The following is a 26,668-nucleotide window of genomic DNA, read 5'->3' on the forward strand; positions in this document are numbered from 1 at the left end:
ATGGAAATTGTTTATTATGATTAGATTTTTCTTGATTTTACTGGCTCCCTATGCGCTTTTTGCAGCATTGACGTTTAGCACAAACAACAATAAAGACGTAGAACTTTTAAAGACTTTTGATGTCGATTCATCCTTTTTATACGATGAAAAGCTCAACGAGATGAAGTCCTCTGAACGTGCCAGATACCAATATAAACACTTTTTCAACGCTATGGATAATGCCTATATATTTATCCCCAGGATCAAAGAGGTACTAAACGAGTACAACGTGCCTGCAGAGTTTTTGTATCTTGCTATGGCAGAATCGAACTTTTCGACAAGAGCGTACTCTAAAAAGAAAGCTACGGGTATGTGGCAGTTTATGCCTCGTACGGCAAAACTTTACAAACTGAGAATCGACAGCTACGTAGATGAGAGACGCGATCTTATAAAATCTTCTGAAGCTGCAGCAAAATATCTTACATTTTTACATAAAAAATTCGGTAAATGGTACTTGGCTGCGATCGCTTATAACTGTGGTGGAGGCTACCTTAGCCGTGCTATTAAAAAAGCAGGTACGGATGACCTGAAAGTCCTTTTGGATGAGAAGAAAAGATATATTCCTCGCGAGAGCAGACTTTACATCAGAAAGATCCTGGCTTTAGCACTTGTCGGAAACGATGAAGACTATCTGATAGACAATGAGTATGAGTTCTTGCTAAACCGCGGGAATGCTTACTCTTTAGCGACCGTAAAAGTCGGAAGAGGCGAGTCTTTGACAAGAATATCAAAGATGCTTGGGATCCCGTTAAAGGAGTTAAAAGCATTAAATCATCATCTGTCTCATGACTTTACTCCGCCTGATGTTAAAAAGTACGATATCTATATCCCATATGTCAAACTTTCCGATTTCAAACAGAAATACCATCCGGAAGATATCAAAAACATCTACATGGTGCATACCGTCAAGCATGGAGAGAGTCTTTTTGCTATCGGCAGAAAATACCATGTGCCGTATAAGATCATAAAAGATTTCAACAAGCTTTCTAGCAATAGATTGTCATTAAAACAACAGCTTGTTATCCCCATAGCTGTTGCGAAGAACCATGAGCATGACAAGAGATACTATATGGTCAAAAACGGAGATACTTTAGACTCTATAGCAAAAGCAAATAAGCTTACAATAGGGTTTATCAAGTCGGTAAACAACCTAAAGAACAATACTATAAAAATCGGTGACAAGTTGTATCTAAATGAATAGAGTTTTAGTCTTTGTAGTCGTTTTATTTTTATTTGCAGGTTGTAGTACAAGAGGTGTCAGGTATTACGGCGGTTCGACCACATATAAGAACTACACTACTGGCAGTAGTAAAAAGTATTCCAAAGCGACTATGCGTCCATACGTAGTCCGTGGGATAAAATACTATCCCACTGTCGTCAGTGTAGGAGATGAGTTTCATGGGCGTGCAAGCTGGTACGGTCCTGATTTCCACGGTAAACTAACGTCAAACGGCGAGAGATACAACATGTACGATATGACCGCAGCGCATAAGACTCTGCCGATGAACACGATCGTTAGAGTCACGAGCAGAGCAACCGGAAAGTCTGCCGTAGTACGTGTAAACGACCGCGGGCCGTTTGTAGATAACAGGATCATAGACCTTTCAAAAGCGGCAGCTTCAAAAATAGATATGATTGGCACGGGAACTGCTTTAGTGACACTTGAAGTGATTGGATTTGCAGGAAAAGGAAAAGTGGTCATTCCTAAGCAAAAAGAGCTTGATGAAGGACCTAAACAGGAGATCGTCACTGAGTTTGCATTACAGATCGGTTCATTTGTAAATATAGACGGTGCGATACGAACACAAAAGAAATATGATGGTCTGGATGGATACAAAACTATCATAAAAGATGTAGATGCAGGGGATAAAAGAGTTTTCAAAGTATGGCTTAAAGGTTTCCAAAGTGAGGCCGAAGCAAGAGATTATAAAGCAAATGGACCATTTGCAAGTTCATTTATAGTAAAGGAATAAAATATGATTAGCAAGACAAGAAAAACAAAAGAAACTGATATTACCATCTCTTTAGAGCTTTACGGAGAAGGGAAGAGCACTATAAATACGGGTGTTGGCTTTTTAGACCATATGCTTGAAAGCTTTGCTAAGCACTCATTGATCGACTTGGAGATCGCATGTAACGGCGATGTTCACATAGATGATCACCACAGTGTAGAAGATGTAGCTATCGTACTCGGTTCACTTTTAGCAGATTCTATTTATCCTGTTAAAAAACTGGAGCGTTTTGGAAATGCAAGTGTTGTCATGGATGAAGCATGTGTAAGCTGTGATATAGATCTTAGCAACCGTCCTTTTTTAGTGTATGAACTTGATCTTGCAGGCAAAGTAGGAAGCTTTGATACCGAACTTGTCGAAGAGTTCTTCAGAGCATTGATATTTAATGCAAAGATAAGTGCTCATATCATTCAGCAACGCGGGAAAAATAAGCACCACATCATAGAAGCTTCTTTTAAAGCTTTAGCCGTAGCTCTTCGCCGTGCAACGACGATAAATGAGAGAGTAGGGATACCTAGCACTAAAGACGTTTTATGATCAAGCTTATAGTTTTAGATGTTGACGGATGTATGACAGACGGCGGAATAATATATTCAAACAGTGCCGAAGAGACTAAAAAATTTAATGTAAAAGACGGTTTTGCGATAGTAAACTGGAGAAAACTCGGCGGGGAACTGGCGATTATCACCGGAAGAAAATCGAAAATAGTCGAAAATAGAGCCGCAGAGCTTGGTATCAAGTATCTGTTTCAAAATGTAAAAGATAAAAAAGCTACTTTAGTGAAGCTTTTGGAAGATATCAATATCTCTGCCGATGAAGTCGCTGCTATCGGAGATGATCTAAACGACTACAATCTTCTCTCTTATGTAGGAAAAAGCTTTACTCCTAATGACGGGGTAGATAAGGTCAAAGAGATCGTCGATTGCGTATTGACTCGAAAAGGCGGAGATGCCGCAGTGAGAGAGATGATAGAGATCGTTTTAGAAGAGAATGGACAGTTAGAACAGTTTATGGAACTTTGGATATGAATATAAACTTCTATTTTATCTATATATCTGTGGGACTTGCCATGATATATATATTTTTTAACCCTATGAAACTGGAAAAATTCGATAAAGGTGAGATCGCTCAGCTTGAACTGGCGAATTTCACTATATACGATTTGGACGAAAAGGGATTAAAAAGTGTATTTAACGGCTCAAAAGGCTATAGATATTCAAATAGATATGAAGTTTTTGATATAAACTATACGGATAATTCAAAAGAGTATATAGCAAACATCACGTCTGATTTCGGTGTTTATAAGGATTATGTAGTCAATATGTACGGTAATCTGGTCTATAAAAGAGCGGACGGATTGACATATAAGAGTGATGATGGAAACTATAATCAAAAAACAGGTGTCCTAAGAACAGAAGGTAAATATATTTCATATAGAAATAGTGATAAAATTACAGGAAAGAACTTGATGTATGACAGTAAACACGGTCATGCGACTTCAAAAAATGTATTTGCAATATATCAATTAAAAAATAGTGAGAAATTATGAAAATAAAAACAGTTTTTGCTCTACTTTTATCGTCAAGTGTACTATTTGGCAATGAATTAAAAGTCACTGCCGATTCTTTCGACGGTGATGAGAAGAAGGGGATCGCTATATTTCAAGGTGATGTCAAGATAAAAAGAGGCGTTGATGAACTCAATGCATCAAAAGTTACGATCTATACCGATGAAAAGCATGAACCTATCAAGATGGTAGCTGAGGGGAATGTATCCTTCTTTGTAAAGACGGATAACAACTCGACATACACAGGACAGGCACAAAAAACGATCTATCTGCCAAAGATAAAAGAGTATCAGTTCTATACAAACGTACATCTGCGCCAGATAAATGAAAAAAAACAGATCGACGGTGACAAAGTCATATTAAATACGATAGACGGAAAAGCTATCGCACAAGGTGCAAATAAAGAGCCTGTTATCATGATATTTAATATCAAAGATAAAAATGAGAGTAATTAATGGTTGATATAGTAGAAGCAAAATTCATAACATCGGCTCCAAGTATAGATAAAGCACCGCCTGCAGACGAGCAAAATGAGGTCGTCTTTATGGCCAGGTCAAATGCCGGTAAAAGCTCGCTTTTAAATGCTCTTACAAACCATAAGGGACTTGCAAAAGTTTCTTCAACACCGGGTAAGACCAGACTTATCAACTATTTTGACGTGACATTTTTAGATAGAGATATCAACGAAAAAAGATATGCAAGATTTGTCGACCTTCCGGGTTTTGGATATGCAAAAGTTTCAAAATCTATGAAATACGACTGGGAAAAAAACTTAACGGACTATATAGCACAAAGAGCGCAGATAAAACTTTTTATCCATCTTATAGACTGCCGTCATCCTGAGCTTGATATCGATGTCGATGTGGCAGATTTTTTACTCAACGTTGCGAATGAATCGCAGATAATCTTAACGGTATTTACAAAAATAGATAAATTAAACCAAAAAGAGCAGAGTGCACTTCGTAGAAAGTTCCCCGATGCTTTGATGGTCTCAAGCAGTAAAAAACGCGGTATCGGCAAACTTGTGTCTGAGATATATGAGATATTACAAGAGGAGATCATTGATGATAACATATAGAAAAGCATCTCTAAATGATATTGCGTCTATGCAGGCACTTATACAGCCTGAGGTCGATTCAGGTATTATCCTTGCAAGAAGTAATGATGAGATCGCGACGAATATCAGGTCTTATATGCTTGCATATGAAGGTGATAAGCTTGTAGGATTCTGTGCTTTACATGTACACTCTCCGGCATTGGCTGAGATCAGATCATTGATCGTAAGAGAGGAATACCGATCACATAATATCGGTTCAGAGATCGTTAGAAAATGTTTGGAAGAGGCAAAAAACTTAGGTTTAAAACAGGTCTTGGCATTGACATATAAACAAAGTTTCTTTGAAAAACTAGGATTTACAGAAATTCCAAAAGAGTCATTGCCTGATCATAAGATATGGGCTGATTGTATTAAATGTAAGCACTTTCCGGTATGCAACGAAATATCACTAATAAAAAATATTTAAATATATTCATATATTTAATACTATTTTTAATATATGAAAGCTTAAGCAGTATATATCTTTTTTTACCGCCGCTGTTTGCTGTCTTGTTCGTTATCTTTATAAATGCGATCAAAGATGAAGATACGGTAGTACTGCTTGCAGCATCGATGGCTTTAGTCCTGCTTGAGGCCCAAAAAGACTATATACTCTTTAGTTCGATTGTGTATTTTACTTTTGTATATCGATTTTTAGTCTTAAAACTTGACAAAAATATACAGTGTACGAACTGTATCAAATTTTTACTGGTCTTGATAGCATACATAGGGTACTACCTGTTTGCATTGATACTATCACAAATATTTTTACTGAATCAACCGGAACTTAGTCTTTATGTGATCTACTATATCGTGATCGAATTTATTATCATACTGATCTTTCAAGACTGGAATTCAAAAGGGACATGGTTTGAGGCTTAAAATAATACTGCTTATCTTTACCGTTGCGTGGATATCTCTAATTGTAAGAGTATTTTACCTAGCGATCCAGCATAATGATTATTATGAAGATCTATCGGATAAAAATACGATCAAAACAGAGCTTATAGCACCTGTACGTGGTGAAATACTAGATAGAAACAACAACCCTATAGCGATCAATAAACTTGGATTTAAGATAGAGATCGCTCCGCATCTAAGCAGTAAAAAAAATATGGCTACGCTGGATGAAGAGCTTGATGCACTGGTTAAGTATATACCTGCACTTGATAAAGCGAAGATGAAAAAGGAGTATATTAAAAATGACTCCTATTATAATCAAGACTATATAGAGGTCGCCAGTTTTATATCATATAAAGATATCATGCCTGTCTATTCTATTTTAAATCTGAGAGAAAATATTCATATCATCTCGGCACCGAAACGTTTTTATCCATATAGCGACACTGCTTCACACATCATAGGTTATGTATCTAATGCCAATCAAAACGACATAGACAGAGACCCTCTGCTTTCTATCATAGGCTCGGTCGGAAAGAACGGGATAGAACGCTACTACAATACTTTTTTAGAGGGTGAAGCCGGAGAGAGAAAAGTAAAAGTCAGTGCGAAAAACGAGGAGATCCAAGAGTTGTATCATAAGAACCCCGTAGAAAATCGCAAACTTATACTTTCTATAGATATGAATCTGCAAAAGTATATATCCGACATGTTTAAAGATGAATCGGGTGCCGTTATCGTCATGGATGTAAACGGTGCGGTCTTAGCAGCAGGAAGCTTTCCGGAATATGATCTAAACACATTCGTTTCTGGAATATCGACAGAGAGATGGAAAGAACTTATCGAAGATATCGACGCTCCGTTTACAAATAAGCTTATAAACGGTCTGTATCCTCCTGGTTCTGTTGTCAAGATAGGTCTCGGGCTGATCTTTATCACTACAACTTTAAACGAAAGATGGGGAGTCAACTGTACCGGCAGCTATGTGGTTTCAAACCGTAACTTTAGATGTTGGAAAAAAGATGGGCATGGGCATACGGACATAAGAAAGGCTATCAGAGAGAGCTGTGATGATTATTTTTATAAGGCGAGTGTCAATACCGGTATAGAAACGATGAGTAAGGGGATGCTCAGATACGGTCTGGGTGAAAAAACAGGCATCGACCTGCCAAATGAGTTTATCGGTACGATTCCCAGCCGTGAGTGGAAAAGAAAAAAATACAACCAGGCCTGGTATATCGGAGAGACTTTAAATACGGCGATCGGACAGGGTGACTTTTTGGTCACGCCGATGCAGGTAGCTCAGCTTACGGCACTGATCGCGACGGGAAAACTTGTTACTCCGCATGTAGCCCAAAAAGTAGGTGACGAAGAGATAAAACCTGAGTTTAGAGATGTTCTGAGCGATATTGAAAAGAAAAAGATAGGTATCATCAGACAGGGGATGTATGATGTTTGTAACGCCGATCACGGTACGGCTACACCGTTTTTACATACAAAAGTCAGGCTTGCAGGTAAAACAGGTACTGCACAGGTCGTAGGGATCTCTCAAGAGACTAAAAAAAGACTTCAAGAACATGAGATGAAGTACTACACACGTTCACATGCGTGGCTTACGACTTACGGACCCTATAAAAATCCTCAGTATATAGTCACTGTTCTAGTCGAGCACGGCGGGCATGGTGGACATGCTGCAGGGGATATCGTGTCTAAGATATACGATAAACTTTTACAAGACGGGTATATAAAAAAATAATCTATGAAGATATGAAGTAGATATATTTACGTATGACTCTGTTTTGAGTCATGCAATAATATATCTATTTGTATGACCTACAAAAACGCGTTAAACGAGTTTTGCAGGAACAGAGCAAGGATAATAAGTAAAAATATTGCTCCTGCTTTGTTATAGAGTCTGTTTGCAATGATAAATAGAAGCGTAAAAGATGCTGCGACTAAAATCATGATATCAAAGAAGTTGTTCTGCAGATTCACAGCAAGTGGATGCAACAGTGATGCACCTCCAAGAACCATAGAGAAGTTTGCGACGTTCGAGCCGATGATATTTCCGACGCTTAGGTCTGCATTGCCTTTTTTGATCGCTACAAGAGATACTACAAGTTCAGGTAAGCTTGTCCCCAGTGATATCAATAGTAGACCGATGATCCATTCACTCACACCGAATGTTCTGGCGATATTTGAACCGCTCTCGATCACAAAGTTTGCACCGCCGATTACAAATATGAAACCTACGGCGAGCAGGGCGATAGATTTAAACCAGTTGAACTTCTCTTTTGTCAGTTCTTCGTCGATACTGCCGTCTAATTCACTTTTAGCATGCGTAAACAGAAATGTAAGATACGATACCATCATCAGTACAAATAAAAATCCGTCGAATCTTCCTACTTCACCGTCTTGGATCATCAGTAAGAACACTATAACAGGAACTACGACCCAAGCGCTGTCGATAGAAAACAGATCTCTTTTTGGATTCATCTTCTTTGCTATAAAAAACACGATTCCTAAGATAAGCGTGATGTTAAAAGTCACGCTTCCGATCACATTTGCTACTGCCATATCACTTTTTCCTGTGTATGAAGCCATCATAGATGCCGCCATCTCAGGCAGTGACGTCCCAAAAGCCACCAACGTAGCACCGATCACGAAGTGTGATATATTGTAATGAAGAGCTATTCTTTCTGATTCTCTTATTATGAAATCTGCTCCGTATATAAGAGCGGCCATAGATATTATAAATATAATAAAATCCATTATTATCCTTCTGTTCTGACAATTAAACTGTCTGGTAAGTTGTATGCTTTGATGATCTCACTCTCTTTTTGACGCATCTCGCCGTTGTCGACTTCATGGTCAAATCCGAGGATATGAAGCAATCCGTGTATAAAAAGAAGTGTAAACTCTTCATTTACAGTGTGGTTAAACTTCAAAGAGGCCTTTTCTACATAGTCATATGAGATCACGATACTTCCTAAAGGGGAGAAGGGCATATCGTCATACGGAAAACTGAGGACATCGGTAGGTGAATCTATACCTCTGAACTCTTTATTGATCGCATGTATCTCTTCATTGTTTGTGAGAACGAGCTCTATCTCTTTGTCTGTAAGGCTTTTTGCTATCGATTCGACCATAGTCAAATCAAAATTATGCGGTGTTCTGTTATCAAAATCAATCATATGGAATTATATCGAAGAAGAGTTGTAAATGCAGTTACAGATAGAAGACTATCTGTAAAAAATTATGCTAATAGATCTAAACTTTGACCTAAACCTGTTTTTTGGGCTGTAGACTCTTGTAGCCTTGCGTCTTGAACATTACTGTTTTGAACAGCAGCGCTATCTAAAACATCCATAACAGCTCTTGCGTCAACTTCTTGACTTTTTTTCATAGCATACATTTGTGCTTCAACCGGAGCATTTGAACTTGTAATAGCGTCCATAATTTACCCTTTAACTATATATTTGCACACTTATATATCGACCAAATAGAAATAAATATTAAAAATAAAACCTTATATGATACTATTACAATATGAAGAGAAGAAAGTTTATTGCCTATTCTGTCGTCCTGTTTAGCTCTACGGTGTTTGCCAAAGAGATAAATTCGTACGCCTTACATGTAACTATACTAAAAGAGCCGTATCAGACCATATCTCAAGTTATAGACGATCTTTTTACTCCCAGCGTTGGGATGCCGAGCCCTCACTCTTTAAATGTCGTAGGTTTTTTAAAAGCCGTTATGCGGGACAAAAGAGTCACAAAAGAGAGAAAAGAGTTTATTTTAAACGGTGTAGAGTGGTTGAACCAAACAGCGCAGAATCACTATATAAAAAACTATATAGTACTTTCATCGGATCAACGACAGGAACTGCTAAAAAAGATATCGCAAAAGCAGTGGGGCGACAATTGGCTGTGGTATCTTATGAACTACACATTTGAAGCGATGTTCAGCGATCCTGTTTACGGCGCTAACATCGATAAGATCGGATGGCAGTGGCTTGAGTATAAACCCGGGCTTCCACAACCTCCAAAGGTAAACAGATATGTATGATGTATGTATAATCGGAAGCGGTGCAGGCGGTGCTCCCATCGCTTATGAGCTTTCTCGTGCCGGCAAAAAAGTATTGGTTCTTGAAAAGGGCAGGTACTACACGGAAAAAGATTTTTTCAAAGATGAACTTGCCGTGTCAAGAAGAGATATCTATACACCGCCGCTTGATGAGCAGCAGCATGTCATAGAAACGCGAAACAATGATGGAGAGTGGGAAGCCATTGAAGGAAGAAAAAGCGGCTGGAACTTCTGGAACGGATCGATGGTAGGGGGCTCATCAAACCTTATGAGCGGATACTTTCACCGTATGAAGCCAAACGACTTTCAACCGGCTTCCGTCTACCCGAAGATAGAGGGTGCTAACGTAGTCGACTGGATGATCGAGTATAAGGATCTGGAACCCTACTATGATAAGGTGGAAAAAGTCGTAGGTGTTTCCGGGCATGTGGTTCAACATCCGTTTTTAGAACCCCGTTCATCGGCCGAGTACCCGTTTAAACCTACCTGGGAGCATCCTATTGCATTTTGGTTCGATGCAGCATGTAAAAAGCTTGGATTTTACTCCATACCTACGGCACGTGCGGTTCTTCCGTATGATGCACTCGAACGAAAAGGGTGCTCATACTCAAACTTTTGCGGCAGCTACGGATGCGCGACAGGAGCAAAGGGCAATGCCCGTTCGGCTCTTTTAGACAAGGCTTTAAAGACGGGAAACTGTACGATTTTAAGCGATTCATTCGTATATAAGATAGAGAGTGACGAGAAAAAAGCGACAAAGATATACTACTATAATGAGGACAATCAAAGCTTACATGTAGAGGCAAAACTCTTTGTAGTGGCTGCACAGGCAGTTGAAAGTTCCAGACTGTTGTTAAACTCGAAAAACAGTTACTTTCCAAACGGTCTTTTAAATAACTATGGTCAAGTCGGCAAAAACCTTATATTCTCAGCCGGAGGAAACGGCGAGGGAAGACTGAGGTTTGAAGACCTGCCAAAAGAGAAACAGGACGTGCTGCTTTTAAGAGGTGCATTTGTGAACCGCTCTTTACAGGACTGGTATGAGTATGAGCAAGATGGACAAACAATAAAAGGCGGTACGATCGACTTTTTATTTGAACATGCAAATCCGACGAGCAGGGCACTGGCAGAGGTATATGATAATGATTCAAACCTGATCTGGGGTGAAAAACTGCAGCAAAAGATAAAATATGCTTTTATGCGGTCTAGAAAATTCTCCTTTGAGGTCTTTAACGACTGGCTGCCTACGGATGATTGTTTTGTAACTATAGACGAGGATGTTAAAGACAAATGGGGCATCCCCGTGGGCAAGATACGTCTAAACTCTCACAAGCATGACATAGAAGTCGGCAAGGTACTGGCAGGCAAAGCCGTACAGGTGCTAAAAGAGATGGGAGCAGTCGAAATAAGTACAAATATATCGAGTGCTCCGCCGCCTAATCTAGTCGCAGGAGGATGCCGATTTGGTTATAATGAAAGAAATTCTGTTTTAGACAGGAACTGTAAGGCGCATGCATTGGATAACCTGTATGTCACGGATGCATCGTTTATGCCTACAGGAGGCAGTGTTCCCTACACTTGGACGATCTATGCGAACTCTTTTAGAGTCGCAGATGAGATACTTAAAAGATTTGATAATAAAGAATTTTGATATTAGGAAATATGAATGGTAAATATGGTTATTGAGGTGTTTTCCGGTCTTGGAATGTTTCTATTTGGAATGTTTTATATGGAGATCGCATTAAAAGAGCTTGCCGGCATACGGTTTAAACAATGGATAAAGAACTCGACGTCAAGCAGAGCAAAGTCACTTTTAACAGGGACGTTGGCGACTGCCGTACTTCAAAGCTCATCCGTTGTCACATTGATGACGTTGTCTTTTGTCAGTACCTCTCTTGTCTCTCTTGAATCAGCGATCGGGATCATCTTCGGCTCAAATCTGGGTACGACAGTCACGGCTTGGATAGTAGCAACTCTGGGATTTAAAGTAAAAATAGAACTTTTTGCACTGCCTATGATAGGACTTGGCGGATTTATGCTGATCTTAAACTCATCGCATAAAAGATTAGAAGCCGTCGCGAAGATACTTATCGGTTTTGGTCTGCTGTTTTTTGGTCTGGAGATCATGAAAAACTCAATAGAGACTCTTGGACAGAACTTTGACCTGGCGGCATATACACACTATCCGATCATTGTATTTGTAGGACTTGGTTTTATCATCACTGCACTTATTCAATCAAGTTCAGCAACGACAGCGATCATACTGAGTGCGTTGTATGCGGGAATACTCAGTTTTGAACAATCCGCTGCCATGGTCATAGGGGCTAATGTCGGGACTACCGTGACAGCACTTCTTGGCGCTATCGGCGGTATTCCGGATAAGAAACGTGTTGCACTTGCACATGTCTTATTTAACTTTATAACAGGTTTTTTTGCTTTTTTACTTCTGCCGTTTCTAAGTACATTTTTGATGAAGTTGTTTCCAACGGATAAAACAACGGCTCTGGCACTGTTTCATACGATCTTCAACCTGTTTGGGATCATCATTTTGATCTATTTTATTCCGCTAATGACGAAGTATCTGCAGCTGATGTTCAAAACAACTGAAAAAATGCCTACAAAATATATCCATCTTGCAGATCCGAAATTTACAGATACGGCCCTTGTAGCTCTTCGTAATGAGATAAACCATCTCTTTCTTAAAACACTTAAGTTTGCTCTTTTGATCGCACATATAAGACCCGATGATGTCATTAATGGAAAATACGATGCCAAAAATACAGTTTTAAACAATCAGAAATTTATAGATTTTGACTATAAAAAAGTCTATGAAAATATAAAAGATATCGAGATAAGAGCCGTTGAGTTTGCAAATGTTTTAAACCAACAAAACCTTACTCCTTTACAGAGTCAAAATATCGATATACTGCTTACATCTACAAGAGAGATAGGATATGCCGCTAAGACACTTAAAGATGTCAAAAACAACATAGACGATCTGTTTGACAACGACAATATCCCTTTACACAATATGTATAATGAGGTAAGGACAAATCTGGCATATGTGATACTGCTCTTTGTCAACTATATGAATGAAAAATGGACAATGGAAAAATCTCTTGCAAAATTCACTACCGCAGATGAAGAGAGTCATCAGATAACCAAAAAAACGACCCAGCTTGTGAGTAAAGATAATGTAAACGAAAAATATATGCTTGCACTTTTAAACGTGAACAGAAACATCAATATATCTATGAAATCATTGCTGGAGGCATCTAAAGCCGTAAATCTACAGTTTGAAATAGAAAAGGAAAACAGCAGCATAGAACAATAATATGCTAAAATCTCAACTATGAATAAGATTAAAAATAAAAAAGCCGTCTGTATTATGAGCGGCGGTATGGACTCGACACTTAGTGCATATATGATGAAAGAGCAGGGGTTTGATATCGTAGCCGTGCACTTTAACTATGATCAAAGAACGCAGGCAAAAGAGCTTGAATGTTTTAACAACATCTGTGAAGCTTTACATGTAAGCGAGAAGTACAACTTGGACATAGGTTTTTTCAAAGAGCTCGGCGCATCCGCACTTACCGATAAAAATATAGAAGTACCGACAAGCGGTGTAGAAGCAGGCATACCTGTGACATATGTCCCTTTTAGAAACGGCATCTTTTTAAGTATGGCTGCGGCGATCGCAGAGAAAGAGGGCGCTGAGGCGATAAGCATAGGCGTCGTCGAAGAAGACAGCAGCGGATATCCTGACTGCAGAGAAGAGTACATAAAAAGTATGCAGCAAAGCATAAATCTCGGTACAAAAGATGAAACGAACATAACGATTCATATGCCTCTGGTTCACCTGAAAAAATCAGAGATCGTGAAAGAGGCGTTAAAACTAAACGTTCCGCTTGAACTTACATGGAGCTGTTACAAGAACGAAGAGAAAGCCTGCGGTGTTTGCGATAGCTGCAGACTGCGCTTGAACGGCTTTAAAGAAGCAGGCATAAAAGATCCTATCATCTATGAATAGTCTCAATATTTTTGGTCTGGATGTAAATTATAAATACAATCCAAGACTAAAAAACAGTTATATCAACATCCTTCCTTCGACCCAGGTGGTCGTAAAGACCCCTATAAAATCAGAAAAATATATCTATGACCTTATAGAGGGGAAATATGAGTGGATCATTAAAAAGATCGATCATATAAAAAAACATAAGAAAAGAGACGTCAATATAGAGGATGAAGTCCTGATATTCGGCGAGGTGTACAGCATAGACCACGAAATAGCGACCAGTTTGAGAGATAAACTGCAAAAACTAAGAGCACCCACGCAAGAAAATATACTCAACAACTATGATAGGTACTATAAAGAGATGTCACAAAGTCATATACCGGGCAGGGTGGAGCACTATAGCTGTTTAATGGGCTTATATCCTACAAACATCAAGTTTAGAAAAATGAAAAGAAGATGGGGCAGTTGTGACAGCAAAAAAGAGCTTACTTTTAACACAAACCTTTTAAAACTTTCCCGTGAGCTTATTGATTATGTCATAGTCCATGAACTCGCGCATATAAAACATATGAATCATTCAAAACGTTTTCATGATCTTGTCAAACTCTATCTTCCAGATGCAAAAGAACTTGAAAAAAAGATAAGAGAAGAATTTTATAGATTGTGATACAATACCTGTATTACGGAGTTTATAATGAATAAAAAGATTTTATTTGTATGTGTAGAGATACCTAATATCGTCTCGAAAAAAGAGCTTGAAAGCGAATTTCCGGGAATGGTCTTAAGCAAGATCGAGAACTCTCTTGTAGGAGAGATCACAAATGACAAGCTGATATTTGTATCCTCTTTCGGTGTCATCACTTTTTGTAACTTTTCATTTGAAGAGATCATTTCGTTTCTTTCAAGATTAGGTGTAAAAGAAGCCGACCACTATAAAACAGCTCTCATAAACCAAGACTATATGATGATAGTCAATGAAGAGTATACAAAACCGCAGATCGATGAAAATACGATCAAATATGACAGATTCAACAAGTCTATAGGTTCGATCATCTCTTTAGCTCTTTCTCAAAGTGTAGGCCTTGAGATAAAAGAGCAGTCTCTAGAGAAGAAGATGGAAGAAAGTAAAACACTATATGAGAAGATAGAGAAACTCAAAGTGAAGGATAGGGCGAGGTTGATGAAGTTTGCAAGCTCCATAGCTAAAGAGAGGTTTCATATACTTAACCAGCTTTATCTTCTAGACAAACCCGACATCCTGTGGGATGATCCGGAACTGGAATCACTTTATAACCAGCTCTCACTGCAGCTGGAACTCAAATCACGTTTTGACGTCATAGAGTACAAGATATCGTATCTCAAAGAATCTGTTGAGTTCGCAACGGATATGATAAACCAGAAATCAAGCGAGTTCCTGGAGTGGATCATTATCTGGCTGATCGCAGTAGAGATCGTATTTTCCGTCTATGAATATATGATAAAGCCGTTATTGTAAAGGATTTCGGCTTACAATATATATTTTGGTTAACATAATGTAAATTCTCTTGAAAAATAGTTCTTTATCTTTTAATGCAATATTTGTGGCTATAATAACCTATTACACGATTTACAGTATAAAACTATAAACTGGAGTTACGTATGGAGATCATAAAAAAGTATTTTCATGATATTGAAAAATGTGTTGATGACTATAACATCACTTTAGACAACTTACAAACCAGCAACTCTGATGAACTTCTTTATACTCATGCGATAAGAGAATATAAAAAACTGTTTTTAAAACTTCTTTTGTCCAATAATGAGGATGAGACCAATGAAAACACAAAAGCCCTAGTCTTTTTTACGATTGAAAACGATATCTCCTATCTGTTCTTATACAGTGAACTTATAACCGTTGTACGTAACTTTCTCGGTAATCTACTAATAAAACATGATCTTGAACATATAAACGAGATCAATGATTTCTTTTATGCACATGAACAACGCATTACTGTTTTATATCTGCAAAGGTTCTTAAAACAGCTTAAACTCAAAAATGAGCTCCGTCTCTCGCATATAGCGATCATGCCGGATAAAAAGTTTATGATCCATTACGAAAATCATCTCAAATGGATCATAGATCTTATTTTCTATATAGAAAACAATAAGTTCGGTGATGATTATCCTCAGCTTGATCATAATCTTTGTGATTTTGGAAAATGGATGCATGGTGCAACAACATCCTACCTTATCTCGACCACTCATTTTAAGATCATAGAAAAACTGCATATAAATCTGCATGATCTTGCTGCAAACGTCGTAAGTCATTGTAAAAGCAAAAATATCCGTCCATCTACTCTCATCCATCTAATGCAGAGAATCGACTACTATTCACTTGAGATAGGAAATGAGATCGCCTTTTTAAATGAGATCGAGGAAAGTGCAAAAGACCCCCTCACCCATCTGCTTACAAGAAGATTGTTCAACAAGATCATGATAAATAAACTCGATATTGCAAAAGCTACCGGTAGAGAGTTTGCTATGATCATGTGTGATCTGGATCACTTCAAATATATAAATGATAATTATGGACATAATGTCGGAGATATCGTACTGCAGCATTTTGCAAATATATTAGAACATAATCTACGTAAGTCAGACTATCTTTTCCGTTTCGGCGGAGAAGAGTTTATAGTCCTGCTCTCTATGACGGATAAAGAGGAAGCGCTTATGCTTGCACAAAAAGTGTGTGATGTCACAGCTGCATCAGAAGTCATAGTTGAAGGTGTAAAGATCAAATATACGGTAAGTATAGGAACTATAGCTATCATAGTTGACAATAAAACACCTATCTCTCAAGAGACCATCGATACTTATGTAGCTCAAGCTGATGAAAAACTTTACCTTGCAAAAGAGAGAGGAAGAAATCGAGTGGAATAGGTTCACCTATGTTATTTATACAAATCCCGAGTCAGAAATTAAAAAAAGAAGTTGAAAGTATTTAATATTAATTGATATAAGAAGCGGTAATTTAGCCCTGTAAAAAGGCTAGATTGTAGTTAGGCACAACGGTAAGCTGGGTTTTGTTATAGTGATATTAATCTACTTTGATCTTTACAGATCAACTCTAGCGAAACAGTAGCTTTGTAAGACGCTAACCATCTGTTTCTTGCTACCGGGTTGGGTTTACAAGCTACCTATATTGCTATAGGTACTGGTGGTCTCTTACACCGCCGTTTCACCCTCACCGCTTTTGCAAGCGGCGGTCTATTTTCTGTTGCACTTTCCCTCATATTACTATGGCCATTAGTTAAATGGAACCCTGTCTTACGGTAGCCCAGACTTTCCTCTTGAAATCGCTTTCAAGCATCAACTTGTTGTACCTGCGTAATGATAACTAAATATAGATATAAGTTTAATATTTTAAGTAAAAATGAACGACTGTTCATATGAAACTAAGATTAGATTAACAGTTGTTCATATATAATTGTATTCATATTAACAATTGTTCATTATATAGATTCTAAATAAGAACAACTGTTCATTAAATCATCTAAAAAAGGTCGTTAAATGCCGCAAAGTAGGGAAATTGACAATACTGTATCTACAAAGAAAAAGATATTGGTTGCTTCTATGAAGCTTTTTTCGGAGCTTGGATATAAGAATGCTTCAGTCAGAAAGATAGCAGCAGAAGTAGGAATACGTGAGAGTGCTTTATACAATCATTTTAAGAACAAAGAGGACATATTTCTCTCTGTAGCCTCTGATATATTTTCTACACCGTTTAACAAAGAGGACAGCCCTGCTTTGACACCGGCACAGTTAAGTAATCCAAAGTCATACCTGCACAAGTTTGCAATGGAGTTCAAACTCATAACGTTTGATAAGACAAAAGAGAGTCTGTTTAGAATACTGATGATAGAACTGTTCCAAAACAAACAGTTAAGAGAGGGATTTATAAACGAGTTCCACAATAAAAATATTAAGGCATTATCAGCTGTATTCTTTACGATGATGCAGGAGGGCTTAGTAAGGTCATCTGATCCGTTACTGATGGCAAATGAGTTTTTAGGGCCCCTATTCTACTTACGCTTACATGTAACCCTGCTTCGTATCGATAACGAATCTACGACAAACCTCTCTACTCAGTTTGAAAAACATGTTGACTTTTTCTGGGAAAGCGTAAAAGTATAATCATACTATTTAATATTAATATTTGGATCAAAAAAAAGCAGCCCCGATAAGGAGCTGCAGCTATATAAATAACTATATAGTTATTTACCCATAGCTTCTAAAGCGTATTTTTCACCAAGCTCATATGCTTTTAAATTCGCAGCATGAACTTTTGCAGGTACTTTTGAAAGCATTGTATCTATAAGTACTTGTCTGTCAATAGCATTTTGCATAGTGTTTGCAATTGCAAGAGCAACAACAGATTGAGTAATAACATTACCAACCTCTTCTTTTGCTATTGTAATAATTGGAATCTCATAGATCTTCCATGTTTTTCTATCTTCGTCAGATGGATGAACAAGATTTGGATCAACAACGATCGTTCCACCTGGTGTAACCCCATTTTTAAATGAGTTATAACTAACCTGTGCAACAGAAAGCATAAAATCGATTTCACCGTCATTTGCATAAGGGTAAAAAATCTCTTCATCATCAAGTGTGATGTCAACGACTGTCGGTCCACCACGTACTTGTGATGTATATGTAGCAGTCTTCAACCCTTCTCCGCCAGTTTTAATTTTTGCAGCTGCAAAAATCTCTCCTGCAAGAAGAACACCTTGTCCACCAACACCTGTAAATCTCATTAAGTTTCTAGCCATTGTGTCTCCTTATATCTTTTTAGCAAAATCGTCTTGAGTAATCGTTTTACGTTTACCTTGATGAACAGCGATAACATCTTGGTACATATCACAATATTCACGTACTGTTTTGTCTTCTTTTAAGATACCTGTAGGGAAAACGTTAAGTTTCTCTTCTTCAGGAAGTGCTTCCCATTTTTTAAGTGGCGTAGTGATGCTATCGATCCAAGAAAGGTTTTCCATAGCGTTTGCCATTTTGTTTTTACGTCCAAGGTTAATATGACAGTTTGACATAATATCCAAGAATGCAAATCCTCTATGCTCTAACGCTTTAACAAAAACTTTTTCAAGTTTTTTAGGATCAAGCATTGTCTCACGTGCTACAAATGAAGCTCCGGCAGCAATTGCTAAATCAGTTGCATTAAAAGTCGGATCTATATTTCCAGACTTTTGAGAAACAGTCCACATACCTTGTGGAGTTGTCGGTGAAGTCTGAGAGTTCGTAAGACCATAAATAAAGTTGTTGATAAGTATCATAGTTATATCGATATTTCTTCTACAACCGTGAATTGTATGGTTACCACCAATCGCTAGTCCGTCACCATCTCCGGCAACACAGATTACATATTTGTCCGGGTTCATAAGTTTAATACCCGTAGCGAATGCAACTGTTCTACCATGTGTAGTATGAACTGTATTGAAATCTACATAAGAAGAGAATCTTCCAGAACAACCAATACCAGAGACAACACATACGTCATCAGGGCTGATGTTAAGTTTATCAATCGCTCTAACAAAAGCTTTTAGGATAACACCGTCACCACATCCCCAACACCATAGTGTTGGCATCTTTTCAAGTCTTAAATATTTATCGTAATTAAATGCCATCTTAGAATACCTCTTTAACTTTATTTACTATTTCATATGGAGAGATTGGACGACCGTTAACTTTATATAAGCCTTGTAGGTCTAATCTTCCAGAAACACGTTCTACCTCTTCAGTGTATTGTCTAATATTCAACTCAACACAAAGTACATTTTTGATCATATCAGTATATTTTTTGATAGATTCAGCTGGACTTGGCCATAAAGTGATCGGTCTGAATAAACCAGCTTTAATACCTTCAGCTCTTAAGTGACGAATCGCTTCTTTTGCTGCAAGAGAAACTGAACCATAAGCGATAATAAGAACTTCGCCCTCAGCACCAGTCATATCATCAAGCATAAACTCTTCATTAAGTTCGATCTCATCTGTATGCATCATAACTTTATCTTCAAGACGTTGAATCAGTTTACGACATGTTTCGATCTCTTCAGTCGGGAAACCTTTAGCATCATGGTGAAGACCAGTAAAGTGGTATCTGTAACCTTTAAACATTGGGTTTAGTACCGCCGGTTGATCTGCTTCACACTCATATGGAAGATACTCTTCAGGTGCTCCGTCAAAAGTTTTACGAGGAACGATACCTGCTGCTACTTCTTCTTCAGTTGGTAGCATAGCTTTTCCATGCATGTGACCGATTGTTTCGTCAAGTAGAACGAATACAGGCTGCATAAATCTGTCAGCTAAGTTGAATGCTCTTACAGTTTCTGTATAACACTCTGCTAAAGAACCAGCACATAAAGTGATAGAACGATAGTCACCGTGTGAAGGATTTTTTGCTTGTCTTACGTCACCTTGAGATACACGAGTCGGAAGACCAGTTGATGGACCACCACGCATAACGTTTACAACGACCAATGGTACTTCAGCCATTTGTGCAAGACCTAAGTTTTCAGCTTTTAGTGAAATACCAGGGCCTGAAGTAGCAGTCATTGTTCTAACACCTGCCATACCGGCACCGATAGCAGCTGCAACACCTGCGATCTCATCTTCCATTTGAATACATACACCACCGACTTCTGGCATTAAGTCAGACATCTCGTGCATTACTTCACTTGACGGTGTAATCGGGTAACCACCAAAAAATCTACATCCTGCATCTTTTGCAGCTAATGCTGATAATTCATTACCAGTTGAAATTACTTCTCTTGTTGCCATTATTTAACTCCTTGTAGATCAAGTGACATATAGTTGTTTGCAACAACTTTTGCTTGACGCTCTTTTGATTCATCAGTAAGTTTTGCAAACTTATAATCTTTTTTATCAGCTACATAAATAGCAAAATCCGGGCATGAAAGTTCACACTCGTTACATCCAATACAAGCTTCGGGATGATCTACTGAAATCATTGCACCTAAAGTAGATGTGTGGTCATAACGCATACCAAGTACACCAGATGGACAAACAGATACACAAATATCGCATGCCTTACAATTATCTTTATTAACCCATACAGGTACATTACCTGGGTATTCAATCATAGCAGATGCCATATATTCTCCTTTTTACAAGTGAAATTAATTTTTCTTTTTATTATCCGAAAATTTTTCAATAGCAGAAGAGACTATGCTCTTTGCCTTGAAGGTGATCGAATCTATGCAACTAACCTCTTCATTAATAAAGAGAATAGCCTAATTTTCTTAACATTGCTTAAAATGTGCTACAGACGCCTCATCAATAATATCTATTGTTACCTTGAGAAGCTCGCACTATAGGTCACTTCAGATCAAAGATCAGTGACCTAAAAAGTTTTAAGCATTGTTTATTTTTTTCCTAGAACTTCCGCTACAGCTTTACCGATATCTGCAGGAGAAACAACAACTTTAACGCCGGCTGCTTCTAGTGCTTCCATCTTCTCTTTTGCCGTACCTGCGCCACCGCTTACGATAGCACCGGCGTGACCCATACGTTTACCTTTAGGCGCTGTTTGACCAGCGATAAATGCAACAACAGGCTTAGTGATGTTTTCTTTAATGAATTTAGCAGCCTGGATCTCCAAGTCTCCACCGATCTCACCGATCATTACGATCGCTTCAGTTTCCGGATCTGCTTCAAACATCGGTAAAAGTTGTTTGTACGATAGACCGATGATCGGGTCTCCACCAATACCGACAGCTGTAGTTATACCAAAGCCCTCTTTACATACTTGGTTTGCACCTTCGTATGTCAAAGTACCAGACTTAGAGATAAGACCTACATTTCCTTTTTTAAATATCATACCAGGCATAATACCTATCTTACACTCTTCAGCAGTGATGATACCAGGACAGTTTGGCCCTATAGTCTTCATATTGTGCTTAGTAGCATAAGCTTTTGCAGCTTGCATATCACGAACAGGAGCGCCCTCTGTGATAACTACAGCAAGCTCGATACCTGCATCAGCAGCTTCCATAACAGCGTCAGCAACAAAAGCTGGTGGAACGAAGATCATACTTACAGTCGCGCCAGTAGTCTCTACTGCTTCTTTTACAGTGTTGAATACAGGTTTACCAAGATGCTCTTGACCACCTTTGTTCGGTGTAACACCGCCAACGATTTTTGTACCGTATGCTAAACATTGCTCAGCATGGAAAGATCCCTCTTTACCAGTGAAACCTTGAACGATAACTTTTGTATCTTTATTAACTAAAATACTCATCTAAATTATTCTCCTTTCGCTGCAGCTACTGCTTTTGCCGCGCCGTCTGCTAGATCTGTTGCTGCAATAACGTTTGATATATTTGCATTTCTTAGAATCTCTGCTGCTTCAGGTGCATTTGTACCGTCAAGACGAACGATTACAGGTACATGTACGTCTACCATTTTAGTTGCCTCTAAGATTCCGTTTGCAATACGGTCACATCTAACGATACCACCGAAGATGTTAACGAAAATAGCTTTTACTTTCGGGTTTTTAAGGATGATCTCAAAACCTTTTGCAACTGTCTCAGCATTTGCTTTACCGCCAACGTCAAGGAAGTTTGCAGGTGTTCCACCCATATAGTTGATCGTATCCATAGTTCCCATTGCAAGACCTGCACCGTTTACCATACAACCGATCTCACCGTCAAGACTTATGTATGAAAGGCCGTAACGACTAGCTTCTCTCTCATCAGCATCTTCTTCAGAAATATCACGCATATCTTCAATATCAGGATGACGTCCAAGAGCTGAATCATCAAATCCCATTTTACCGTCAAGTGCCAAGAAGTCGCCGCTTCCAGTTTTGATAAGTGGATTGATCTCGATCATCTCAGCATCGTTATCCATATATACTTTATATAGTTTAGAAGCAAAGCTGATAAGTTTCTTTTGTTCTGCAGGATCAGTGATACCAAGACCGAATACTAATTCGCGTCCGTGGAAACCTTGAAAACCGATAGCAGGATCAACTGCTACTTTGATAATCTTTTCAGGATGCTCTTCAGCAACTTTCTCGATCTCCATACCACCCTCTGTTGAAGCCATGATAACAGGCATCTCTTTCGCACGGTCAAGAACTACACCTAAATATAACTCATCTTTAATATCAGCGCCCTCTTCTATGTAAACTTTTTGAACAAGTTTACCTTCCGGACCTGTTTGGTGTGTCACAAGTGTCATGCCAAGGATCTCACCGGCAAGTGTTCTAACTTCTTCGATCGAACGAGCAAGTTTTACACCGCCGCCTAATCCACGTCCACCTGCGTGAATCTGAGCTTTAACTACCCAGATATTTCCACCAAGTTCAGATGCATTGATAGCAGCCTGATCAGGCGTGTTTGCTACAATACCTCTTGGTGTTGGCACACCATATTTAGCAAAAATCTGTTTTGCTTGATATTCATGTATATTCATTTAGTTCTCCTTTTTAGATTTAATTATGCTTTTGGACTTATCATATCTTCCGGTACGACATATTTATCGAACTCTTCAGATGTAAGTAATCCAAGATTGATAGCTTCCTCTTTTAGAGTAGTACCGTTTTTATGAGCAGTCTTCGCTATTTTCGCTGCGTTTTCGTAACCTATATAAGGATTAAGTGCAGTTACCAGCATCAATGAATCATGTAGATAATGATCTATTTTAGAAATATTTGCTTCTATTCCGATAGCTGCATTGTCGTTAAATGAAACTATTGAATCAGCAAGCAGTCTTGATGATTGTAAAAAGTTATATGCGATAACCGGTTTAAATACGTTTAGCTCAAAGTTTCCTTGGCTAGCCGCAAAACCGATAGTCGCATCGTTACCCATGACTTGACATGCAACCATAGTTACAGCTTCACTTTGAGTAGGATTTACTTTACCAGGCATGATCGATGAACCCGGTTCGTTCTCAGGAATAGATATCTCACCAAGACCACAACGAGGACCAGATGCTAACCATCTGACATCATTAGCGATCTTCATCATATCTGCTGCAAGTGCTTTAAGTGCACCGTGAGCAAATACAAGTGCATCGTGAGATGTAAGTGCATGAAACTTGTTCGGTGCAGTGATGAAATCATGTCCTGTAAGTTCACTTAGCTTTTTAGCAACACGCTCTCCAAGTTCAGGGTGAGCGTTAAGACCTGTTCCGACAGCTGTACCGCCAAGAGCAAGCTCACGAACCGCTTCTAAAGAGTCTTTGATCATCTTCTCACATTTGTTCAGCATCTCGACCCAACCGCTGATCTCTTGACCAAGCGTTAAAGGAGTCGCATCTTGAAGGTGAGTACGACCGATCTTTACAACACCGCTGAAAGCTTCACTTTTTGCTTGTAGCGTCGCTTTTAGTTTTGCTACAGCAGGAAGTAAAAGCTCTTCAACAGAGATAACAGACGCTACATGTAAAGCTGTAGGGTATGTATCGTTTGAACTTTGAGATTTATTTACGTCATCATTTGGATGAACCAACTTCTCTTTTCTGAAGTCTCCGCCAAGTATCTCAGTAGCACGGTTAGCAAGAACCTCATTGTTGTTCATGTTTGACTGTGTACCTGAACCTGTCTGCCATACTACAAGTGGATAGTTTCCATCAAGTTTACCTGCAAGCATATCATCAGCAGCAGCAGCGATCGCATCAGCTTTTTTAGCGTCTAGTTTGCCTAAATCTTTATTTACAAGAGCTACGGCTTTTTTAAGATATGAGAATGCACGAGTGATCTCATAAGGCATCTTTTCCTCGCCTATCTTAAAATTTTCTACAGAACGCTGAGTTTGAGCGCCCCAGTAAGCATCTACGGGAACGTTTATCTCTCCCATTGTATCTTTTTCAATACGTGTTGCCATAAAATTACTCTCCTTTAAAAAATTTATTTTCGTTTAACGTGTCGATCAATGTTTGAACAGATGCACAAGATCTTGCAAACATCTCTTGCTCTTTCTCATTTAAAGTCACTTCGATGATCTTTTCAGCACCGTTAGCACCAAGCATTACAGGAACACCGGAAACAACATCACTGTACCCGTATTCACCGTCTAAACACACTGCACAAGGGTGGATCTGTTTTGTATCTTTTAATATCGCTTCAACCATGATAGCAGTTGATTTTGCAGGAGCATAGTATGCAGAACCTGTTTTTAAGTACCCTACTATCTCAGCGCCACCGTGACGAGTACGTTGAACGATCTCATCGATCTCAGCATCTGTAAGAACGTCAGTTAAAGGAACACCTGCTACTGTAGAGTAACGAGGAAGTGGAACCATATCGTCTCCGTGACCACCCATTACCGAAGCACGAATCTGACCGCCGCCGTAACCCAGTTTTTCTTGGATGAACGAAGCCATTCTTGAACTATCAAGAATTCCTGCCATACCGATAACTCTGCTTCTGTCAAAACCGCTCTCTTTTAAAGCTACATACGTCATAGCATCAAGAGGATTAGAAACCATGATGATGATCGCATTTGGAGAGTATTGAGCTATCCCTTTGATAACCTCTCTTGTTATGTTTGCATTTATCATTAAAAGGTCATCACGACTCATACCTGGAAGACGAGGACTTCCTGCAGTTACTACTACAACATCACAATCTGTTAAGTCAGACATATCGTCCGCAACTTTAACTACCGTGTGGCTTCTGACAGCAGAAGCAGCTTGACTCATATCAAGAGCTTTCCCTTTAGCAACATCAATTTTATTATCTCTTAAAATAATCTCGTGACAAGTTCCTAGCATTGCAAGCGAATAAGCTACTGTAGCACCAACATTTCCAGCACCTACAATACCGACTCTTTTTCCTTGATTCATTTTGGACTCCTAGAATATTTCTATTATGACCTTTAGACAATATACTTAAGCAACTTGTGCGAGCACAAACCATTTAAGTATAAAAAGGTCATATATTTCACAAGTCTTATAATATCACTAACAACAATAAGTCTACTATAAGGAGAACAAAAGATTAATCAAACTTTTTTTTATGTTTCATTTTGTAGCATTATTGATGTTTTTTATGTGTGTAGAATAGTTACAACTGAAGATATGCTTACCATTTTTGCCTTTTACAAAATAGAGGTAAGATGTTTTTGCAGGAAAAATCGCAGCTTTTATTGCATCAAAACTGACATTACAGACAGGAGTATTTGGTATACCGCTGTATATATATGTATTGTATGAGCTTTTATCTGTCTTTATGCGTTCATGAGTGATTTTCGTATGAGAGTACTTTCCATAGTTTAAAGTACCGTCCATCTGAAGTCTCATCCCTTTTTTTATACGGTTATATATAACAGAGCTGACCAACGGCATCTCTTCTATAGAAGCCGCTTCTTTTTGTATTACGGAAGCAACTGTTACATATCGAAACCATTTATCTCTATCGTACTTTCCGAAGATCTTTACGGAAAGTTCTTTCATCTGTTTATCAGATTCGATCAAAAGAGTTCTTATCAGGTTTTCTTCACTCATTCCGATAGGAAGTTTATATGTATTTGGTACAAATTCCCCCTCTTTGTATCTGCTGTATTTATCATAGTACTCTTGCAACAGGTTTCTGTCCAGTCCCAGGCTTTCAGAGAGTTGATCTAAAAATATATAAGTAGTCTCACCCGGTATCAGAGTAACATCTTCCATGGCAGCTTTTGCGGTTGTAAGTCTATATAAAAAGTCTGCACGTGTTACTTTATTTGAACCTATATATATCCATCCTTTTTGAGGAGAGCCTAAAAATCTTAATATTATTGCGTCCAACTTGGTCACGTTATAGTTTTGTAGCGATAGCTGTGTTATAATTTTGCTAATAGAGCCGCTTGGTATATAAACTACCTTAGGGGTAACAACAATCATATTTAGGTAGTAAATGAACGAAATAAGCATAAGCAGCGCAATTTCAAAAC

30 protein-coding genes and 1 other RNA gene are annotated in these 26,668 nt (G+C 38.5%); 18 read left to right on the top strand and 13 right to left on the bottom strand.

The window, feature by feature from the left end; genetic code table 11:
- Positions 1 to 16: 16 nt before the first annotated feature.
- From WCX87_RS05615 to mrdA, 10 genes are read left to right on the top strand one after another with little or no spacing between them, the layout of a single operon-like run.
- The gene (locus tag WCX87_RS05615; protein WP_345981067.1) at positions 17 to 1,240 is read left to right on the top strand and encodes a LysM peptidoglycan-binding domain-containing protein; all 1,224 of its coding nucleotides are present in this window, start codon (positions 17 to 19) and stop codon (positions 1,238 to 1,240) included.
- On the top strand, positions 1,233 to 2,012 hold the full coding sequence (locus tag WCX87_RS05620; RefSeq protein WP_345981068.1) for a septal ring lytic transglycosylase RlpA family protein: 780 nt from the start codon (positions 1,233 to 1,235) through the stop codon (positions 2,010 to 2,012). Before WCX87_RS05615 ends, WCX87_RS05620 begins: the two co-directional genes overlap by 8 nt.
- A gap of 3 nt (positions 2,013 to 2,015) precedes the next feature.
- Entirely contained in the window at positions 2,016 to 2,588 is a 573-nt protein-coding gene (gene hisB, locus WCX87_RS05625; RefSeq protein WP_345981069.1) for an imidazoleglycerol-phosphate dehydratase HisB, read from the top strand.
- Positions 2,585 to 3,079, top strand: coding sequence for an HAD-IIIA family hydrolase (locus WCX87_RS05630; RefSeq protein WP_345981070.1), 495 nt, complete (start codon positions 2,585 to 2,587; stop codon positions 3,077 to 3,079). The genes hisB and WCX87_RS05630 overlap by 4 nt, the downstream gene beginning before the upstream one ends.
- Positions 3,076 to 3,600, top strand: a complete 525-nt coding sequence (locus tag WCX87_RS05635; RefSeq protein WP_345981071.1) for an LPS export ABC transporter periplasmic protein LptC — start codon at positions 3,076 to 3,078, stop codon at positions 3,598 to 3,600. Before WCX87_RS05630 ends, WCX87_RS05635 begins: the two co-directional genes overlap by 4 nt.
- On the top strand, positions 3,597 to 4,073 hold the full coding sequence (gene lptA / locus WCX87_RS05640) for a lipopolysaccharide transport periplasmic protein LptA (protein ID WP_345981072.1): 477 nt from the start codon (positions 3,597 to 3,599) through the stop codon (positions 4,071 to 4,073). The genes WCX87_RS05635 and lptA overlap by 4 nt, the downstream gene beginning before the upstream one ends.
- Entirely contained in the window at positions 4,073 to 4,696 is a 624-nt protein-coding gene (gene yihA, locus WCX87_RS05645) for a ribosome biogenesis GTP-binding protein YihA/YsxC (protein WP_345981073.1), read from the top strand. Before lptA ends, yihA begins: the two co-directional genes overlap by 1 nt.
- Complete coding sequence (locus tag WCX87_RS05650; RefSeq protein WP_345981074.1) at positions 4,683 to 5,141, top strand: N-acetyltransferase; 459 nt, start codon at positions 4,683 to 4,685, stop codon at positions 5,139 to 5,141. Before yihA ends, WCX87_RS05650 begins: the two co-directional genes overlap by 14 nt.
- A complete protein-coding gene (locus WCX87_RS05655; protein ID WP_345981075.1) occupies positions 5,108 to 5,596 on the top strand; it encodes a hypothetical protein in 489 nt (162 codons plus the stop codon). The genes WCX87_RS05650 and WCX87_RS05655 overlap by 34 nt, the downstream gene beginning before the upstream one ends.
- The gene (gene mrdA / locus WCX87_RS05660; protein ID WP_345981076.1) at positions 5,586 to 7,370 is read left to right on the top strand and encodes a penicillin-binding protein 2; all 1,785 of its coding nucleotides are present in this window, start codon (positions 5,586 to 5,588) and stop codon (positions 7,368 to 7,370) included. Before WCX87_RS05655 ends, mrdA begins: the two co-directional genes overlap by 11 nt.
- A 77-nt stretch (positions 7,371 to 7,447) precedes the next feature.
- Here mrdA and WCX87_RS05665 read toward each other — a convergent pair whose 3' ends face one another.
- The 3 genes from WCX87_RS05665 to WCX87_RS05675 all read right to left on the bottom strand — a co-directional run bounded on the left by WCX87_RS05665 (position 7,448) and on the right by WCX87_RS05675 (position 9,071).
- Complete coding sequence (locus tag WCX87_RS05665) at positions 7,448 to 8,386, bottom strand: calcium/sodium antiporter (RefSeq protein ID WP_345981077.1); 939 nt, start codon at positions 8,384 to 8,386, stop codon at positions 7,448 to 7,450.
- Positions 8,387 to 8,388: 2 nt separating this feature from the next.
- Entirely contained in the window at positions 8,389 to 8,808 is a 420-nt protein-coding gene (gene ybeY / locus WCX87_RS05670; RefSeq protein WP_345978352.1) for an rRNA maturation RNase YbeY, read from the bottom strand.
- Between the two features lie 62 nt (positions 8,809 to 8,870).
- Positions 8,871 to 9,071 carry a hypothetical protein gene (locus WCX87_RS05675; protein WP_345978353.1) on the bottom strand — a complete coding sequence of 67 codons (201 nt, stop codon included), beginning with the start codon at positions 9,069 to 9,071 and terminating at the stop codon, positions 8,871 to 8,873.
- Between the two features lie 92 nt (positions 9,072 to 9,163).
- On the opposite strand from WCX87_RS05675, the gene WCX87_RS05680 reads away from it, so the two are divergent.
- The 7 genes from WCX87_RS05680 (at position 9,164) to WCX87_RS05710 (ending at position 16,634) form a co-directional block, all read left to right on the top strand.
- A complete protein-coding gene (locus tag WCX87_RS05680; RefSeq protein ID WP_345978355.1) occupies positions 9,164 to 9,682 on the top strand; it encodes a gluconate 2-dehydrogenase subunit 3 family protein in 519 nt (172 codons plus the stop codon).
- On the top strand, positions 9,675 to 11,351 hold the full coding sequence (locus WCX87_RS05685; RefSeq protein ID WP_345978357.1) for a GMC family oxidoreductase: 1,677 nt from the start codon (positions 9,675 to 9,677) through the stop codon (positions 11,349 to 11,351). The genes WCX87_RS05680 and WCX87_RS05685 overlap by 8 nt, the downstream gene beginning before the upstream one ends.
- 15 nt (positions 11,352 to 11,366) lie before the next feature.
- Entirely contained in the window at positions 11,367 to 13,034 is a 1,668-nt protein-coding gene (locus tag WCX87_RS05690) for a Na/Pi symporter (protein WP_345978359.1), read from the top strand.
- An 18-nt stretch (positions 13,035 to 13,052) separates the two neighbouring features.
- Positions 13,053 to 13,730, top strand: coding sequence for a 7-cyano-7-deazaguanine synthase QueC (queC, locus tag WCX87_RS05695; protein WP_345978361.1), 678 nt, complete (start codon positions 13,053 to 13,055; stop codon positions 13,728 to 13,730).
- Positions 13,723 to 14,382, top strand: coding sequence for a M48 family metallopeptidase (locus WCX87_RS05700; RefSeq protein WP_345978362.1), 660 nt, complete (start codon positions 13,723 to 13,725; stop codon positions 14,380 to 14,382). The genes queC and WCX87_RS05700 overlap by 8 nt, the downstream gene beginning before the upstream one ends.
- 27 nt (positions 14,383 to 14,409) lie before the next feature.
- Positions 14,410 to 15,210, top strand: a complete 801-nt coding sequence (locus tag WCX87_RS05705; RefSeq protein ID WP_345978363.1) for an RMD1 family protein — start codon at positions 14,410 to 14,412, stop codon at positions 15,208 to 15,210.
- A 143-nt stretch (positions 15,211 to 15,353) separates the two neighbouring features.
- Positions 15,354 to 16,634, top strand: a complete 1,281-nt coding sequence (locus tag WCX87_RS05710) for a sensor domain-containing diguanylate cyclase (protein WP_345978365.1) — start codon at positions 15,354 to 15,356, stop codon at positions 16,632 to 16,634.
- Between the two features lie 116 nt (positions 16,635 to 16,750).
- Here the strand turns inward: WCX87_RS05710 and rnpB are convergent.
- Positions 16,751 to 17,080, bottom strand: an RNA gene (rnpB, locus tag WCX87_RS05715) — RNase P RNA component class A.
- Between the two features lie 184 nt (positions 17,081 to 17,264).
- On the opposite strand from rnpB, the gene WCX87_RS05720 reads away from it, so the two are divergent.
- Positions 17,265 to 17,888, top strand: a complete 624-nt coding sequence (locus tag WCX87_RS05720) for a TetR/AcrR family transcriptional regulator (RefSeq protein WP_345978366.1) — start codon at positions 17,265 to 17,267, stop codon at positions 17,886 to 17,888.
- An 80-nt stretch (positions 17,889 to 17,968) separates the two neighbouring features.
- Here WCX87_RS05720 and WCX87_RS05725 read toward each other — a convergent pair whose 3' ends face one another.
- From WCX87_RS05725 to mltG, 9 genes are all read right to left on the bottom strand, one after another.
- Positions 17,969 to 18,526 carry a 2-oxoacid:acceptor oxidoreductase family protein gene (locus WCX87_RS05725; RefSeq protein ID WP_345978368.1) on the bottom strand — a complete coding sequence of 186 codons (558 nt, stop codon included), beginning with the start codon at positions 18,524 to 18,526 and terminating at the stop codon, positions 17,969 to 17,971.
- Positions 18,527 to 18,535: 9 nt separating this feature from the next.
- The gene (locus WCX87_RS05730; protein WP_345978370.1) at positions 18,536 to 19,393 is read right to left on the bottom strand and encodes a 2-oxoglutarate ferredoxin oxidoreductase subunit beta; all 858 of its coding nucleotides are present in this window, start codon (positions 19,391 to 19,393) and stop codon (positions 18,536 to 18,538) included.
- A 1-nt stretch (position 19,394) separates the two neighbouring features.
- Positions 19,395 to 20,546 carry a 2-oxoglutarate synthase subunit alpha gene (locus tag WCX87_RS05735; RefSeq protein ID WP_345978372.1) on the bottom strand — a complete coding sequence of 384 codons (1,152 nt, stop codon included), beginning with the start codon at positions 20,544 to 20,546 and terminating at the stop codon, positions 19,395 to 19,397.
- Entirely contained in the window at positions 20,546 to 20,881 is a 336-nt protein-coding gene (locus WCX87_RS05740; protein WP_345978374.1) for a 4Fe-4S dicluster domain-containing protein, read from the bottom strand. Before WCX87_RS05740 ends, WCX87_RS05735 begins: the two co-directional genes overlap by 1 nt.
- A 269-nt stretch (positions 20,882 to 21,150) precedes the next feature.
- On the bottom strand, positions 21,151 to 22,026 hold the full coding sequence (gene sucD, locus WCX87_RS05745; protein ID WP_345978375.1) for a succinate--CoA ligase subunit alpha: 876 nt from the start codon (positions 22,024 to 22,026) through the stop codon (positions 21,151 to 21,153).
- Between the two features lie 5 nt (positions 22,027 to 22,031).
- On the bottom strand, positions 22,032 to 23,204 hold the full coding sequence (sucC, locus tag WCX87_RS05750; RefSeq protein ID WP_345978377.1) for an ADP-forming succinate--CoA ligase subunit beta: 1,173 nt from the start codon (positions 23,202 to 23,204) through the stop codon (positions 22,032 to 22,034).
- Positions 23,205 to 23,227: 23 nt separating this feature from the next.
- Entirely contained in the window at positions 23,228 to 24,619 is a 1,392-nt protein-coding gene (gene fumC, locus WCX87_RS05755) for a class II fumarate hydratase (protein WP_345978378.1), read from the bottom strand.
- A 4-nt stretch (positions 24,620 to 24,623) separates the two neighbouring features.
- A complete protein-coding gene (gene mdh / locus WCX87_RS05760) occupies positions 24,624 to 25,580 on the bottom strand; it encodes a malate dehydrogenase (protein WP_345978380.1) in 957 nt (318 codons plus the stop codon).
- Between the two features lie 177 nt (positions 25,581 to 25,757).
- A complete protein-coding gene (mltG, locus tag WCX87_RS05765) occupies positions 25,758 to 26,648 on the bottom strand; it encodes an endolytic transglycosylase MltG (protein WP_345981100.1) in 891 nt (296 codons plus the stop codon).
- Between the last annotated feature and the right edge of the window lie 20 nt (positions 26,649 to 26,668).

The sequence above is a fragment of the Sulfurimonas sp. HSL3-2 genome, assembly GCF_039645965.1.
Classification (GTDB): domain Bacteria; phylum Campylobacterota; class Campylobacteria; order Campylobacterales; family Sulfurimonadaceae; genus Hydrocurvibacter; species Hydrocurvibacter mobilis.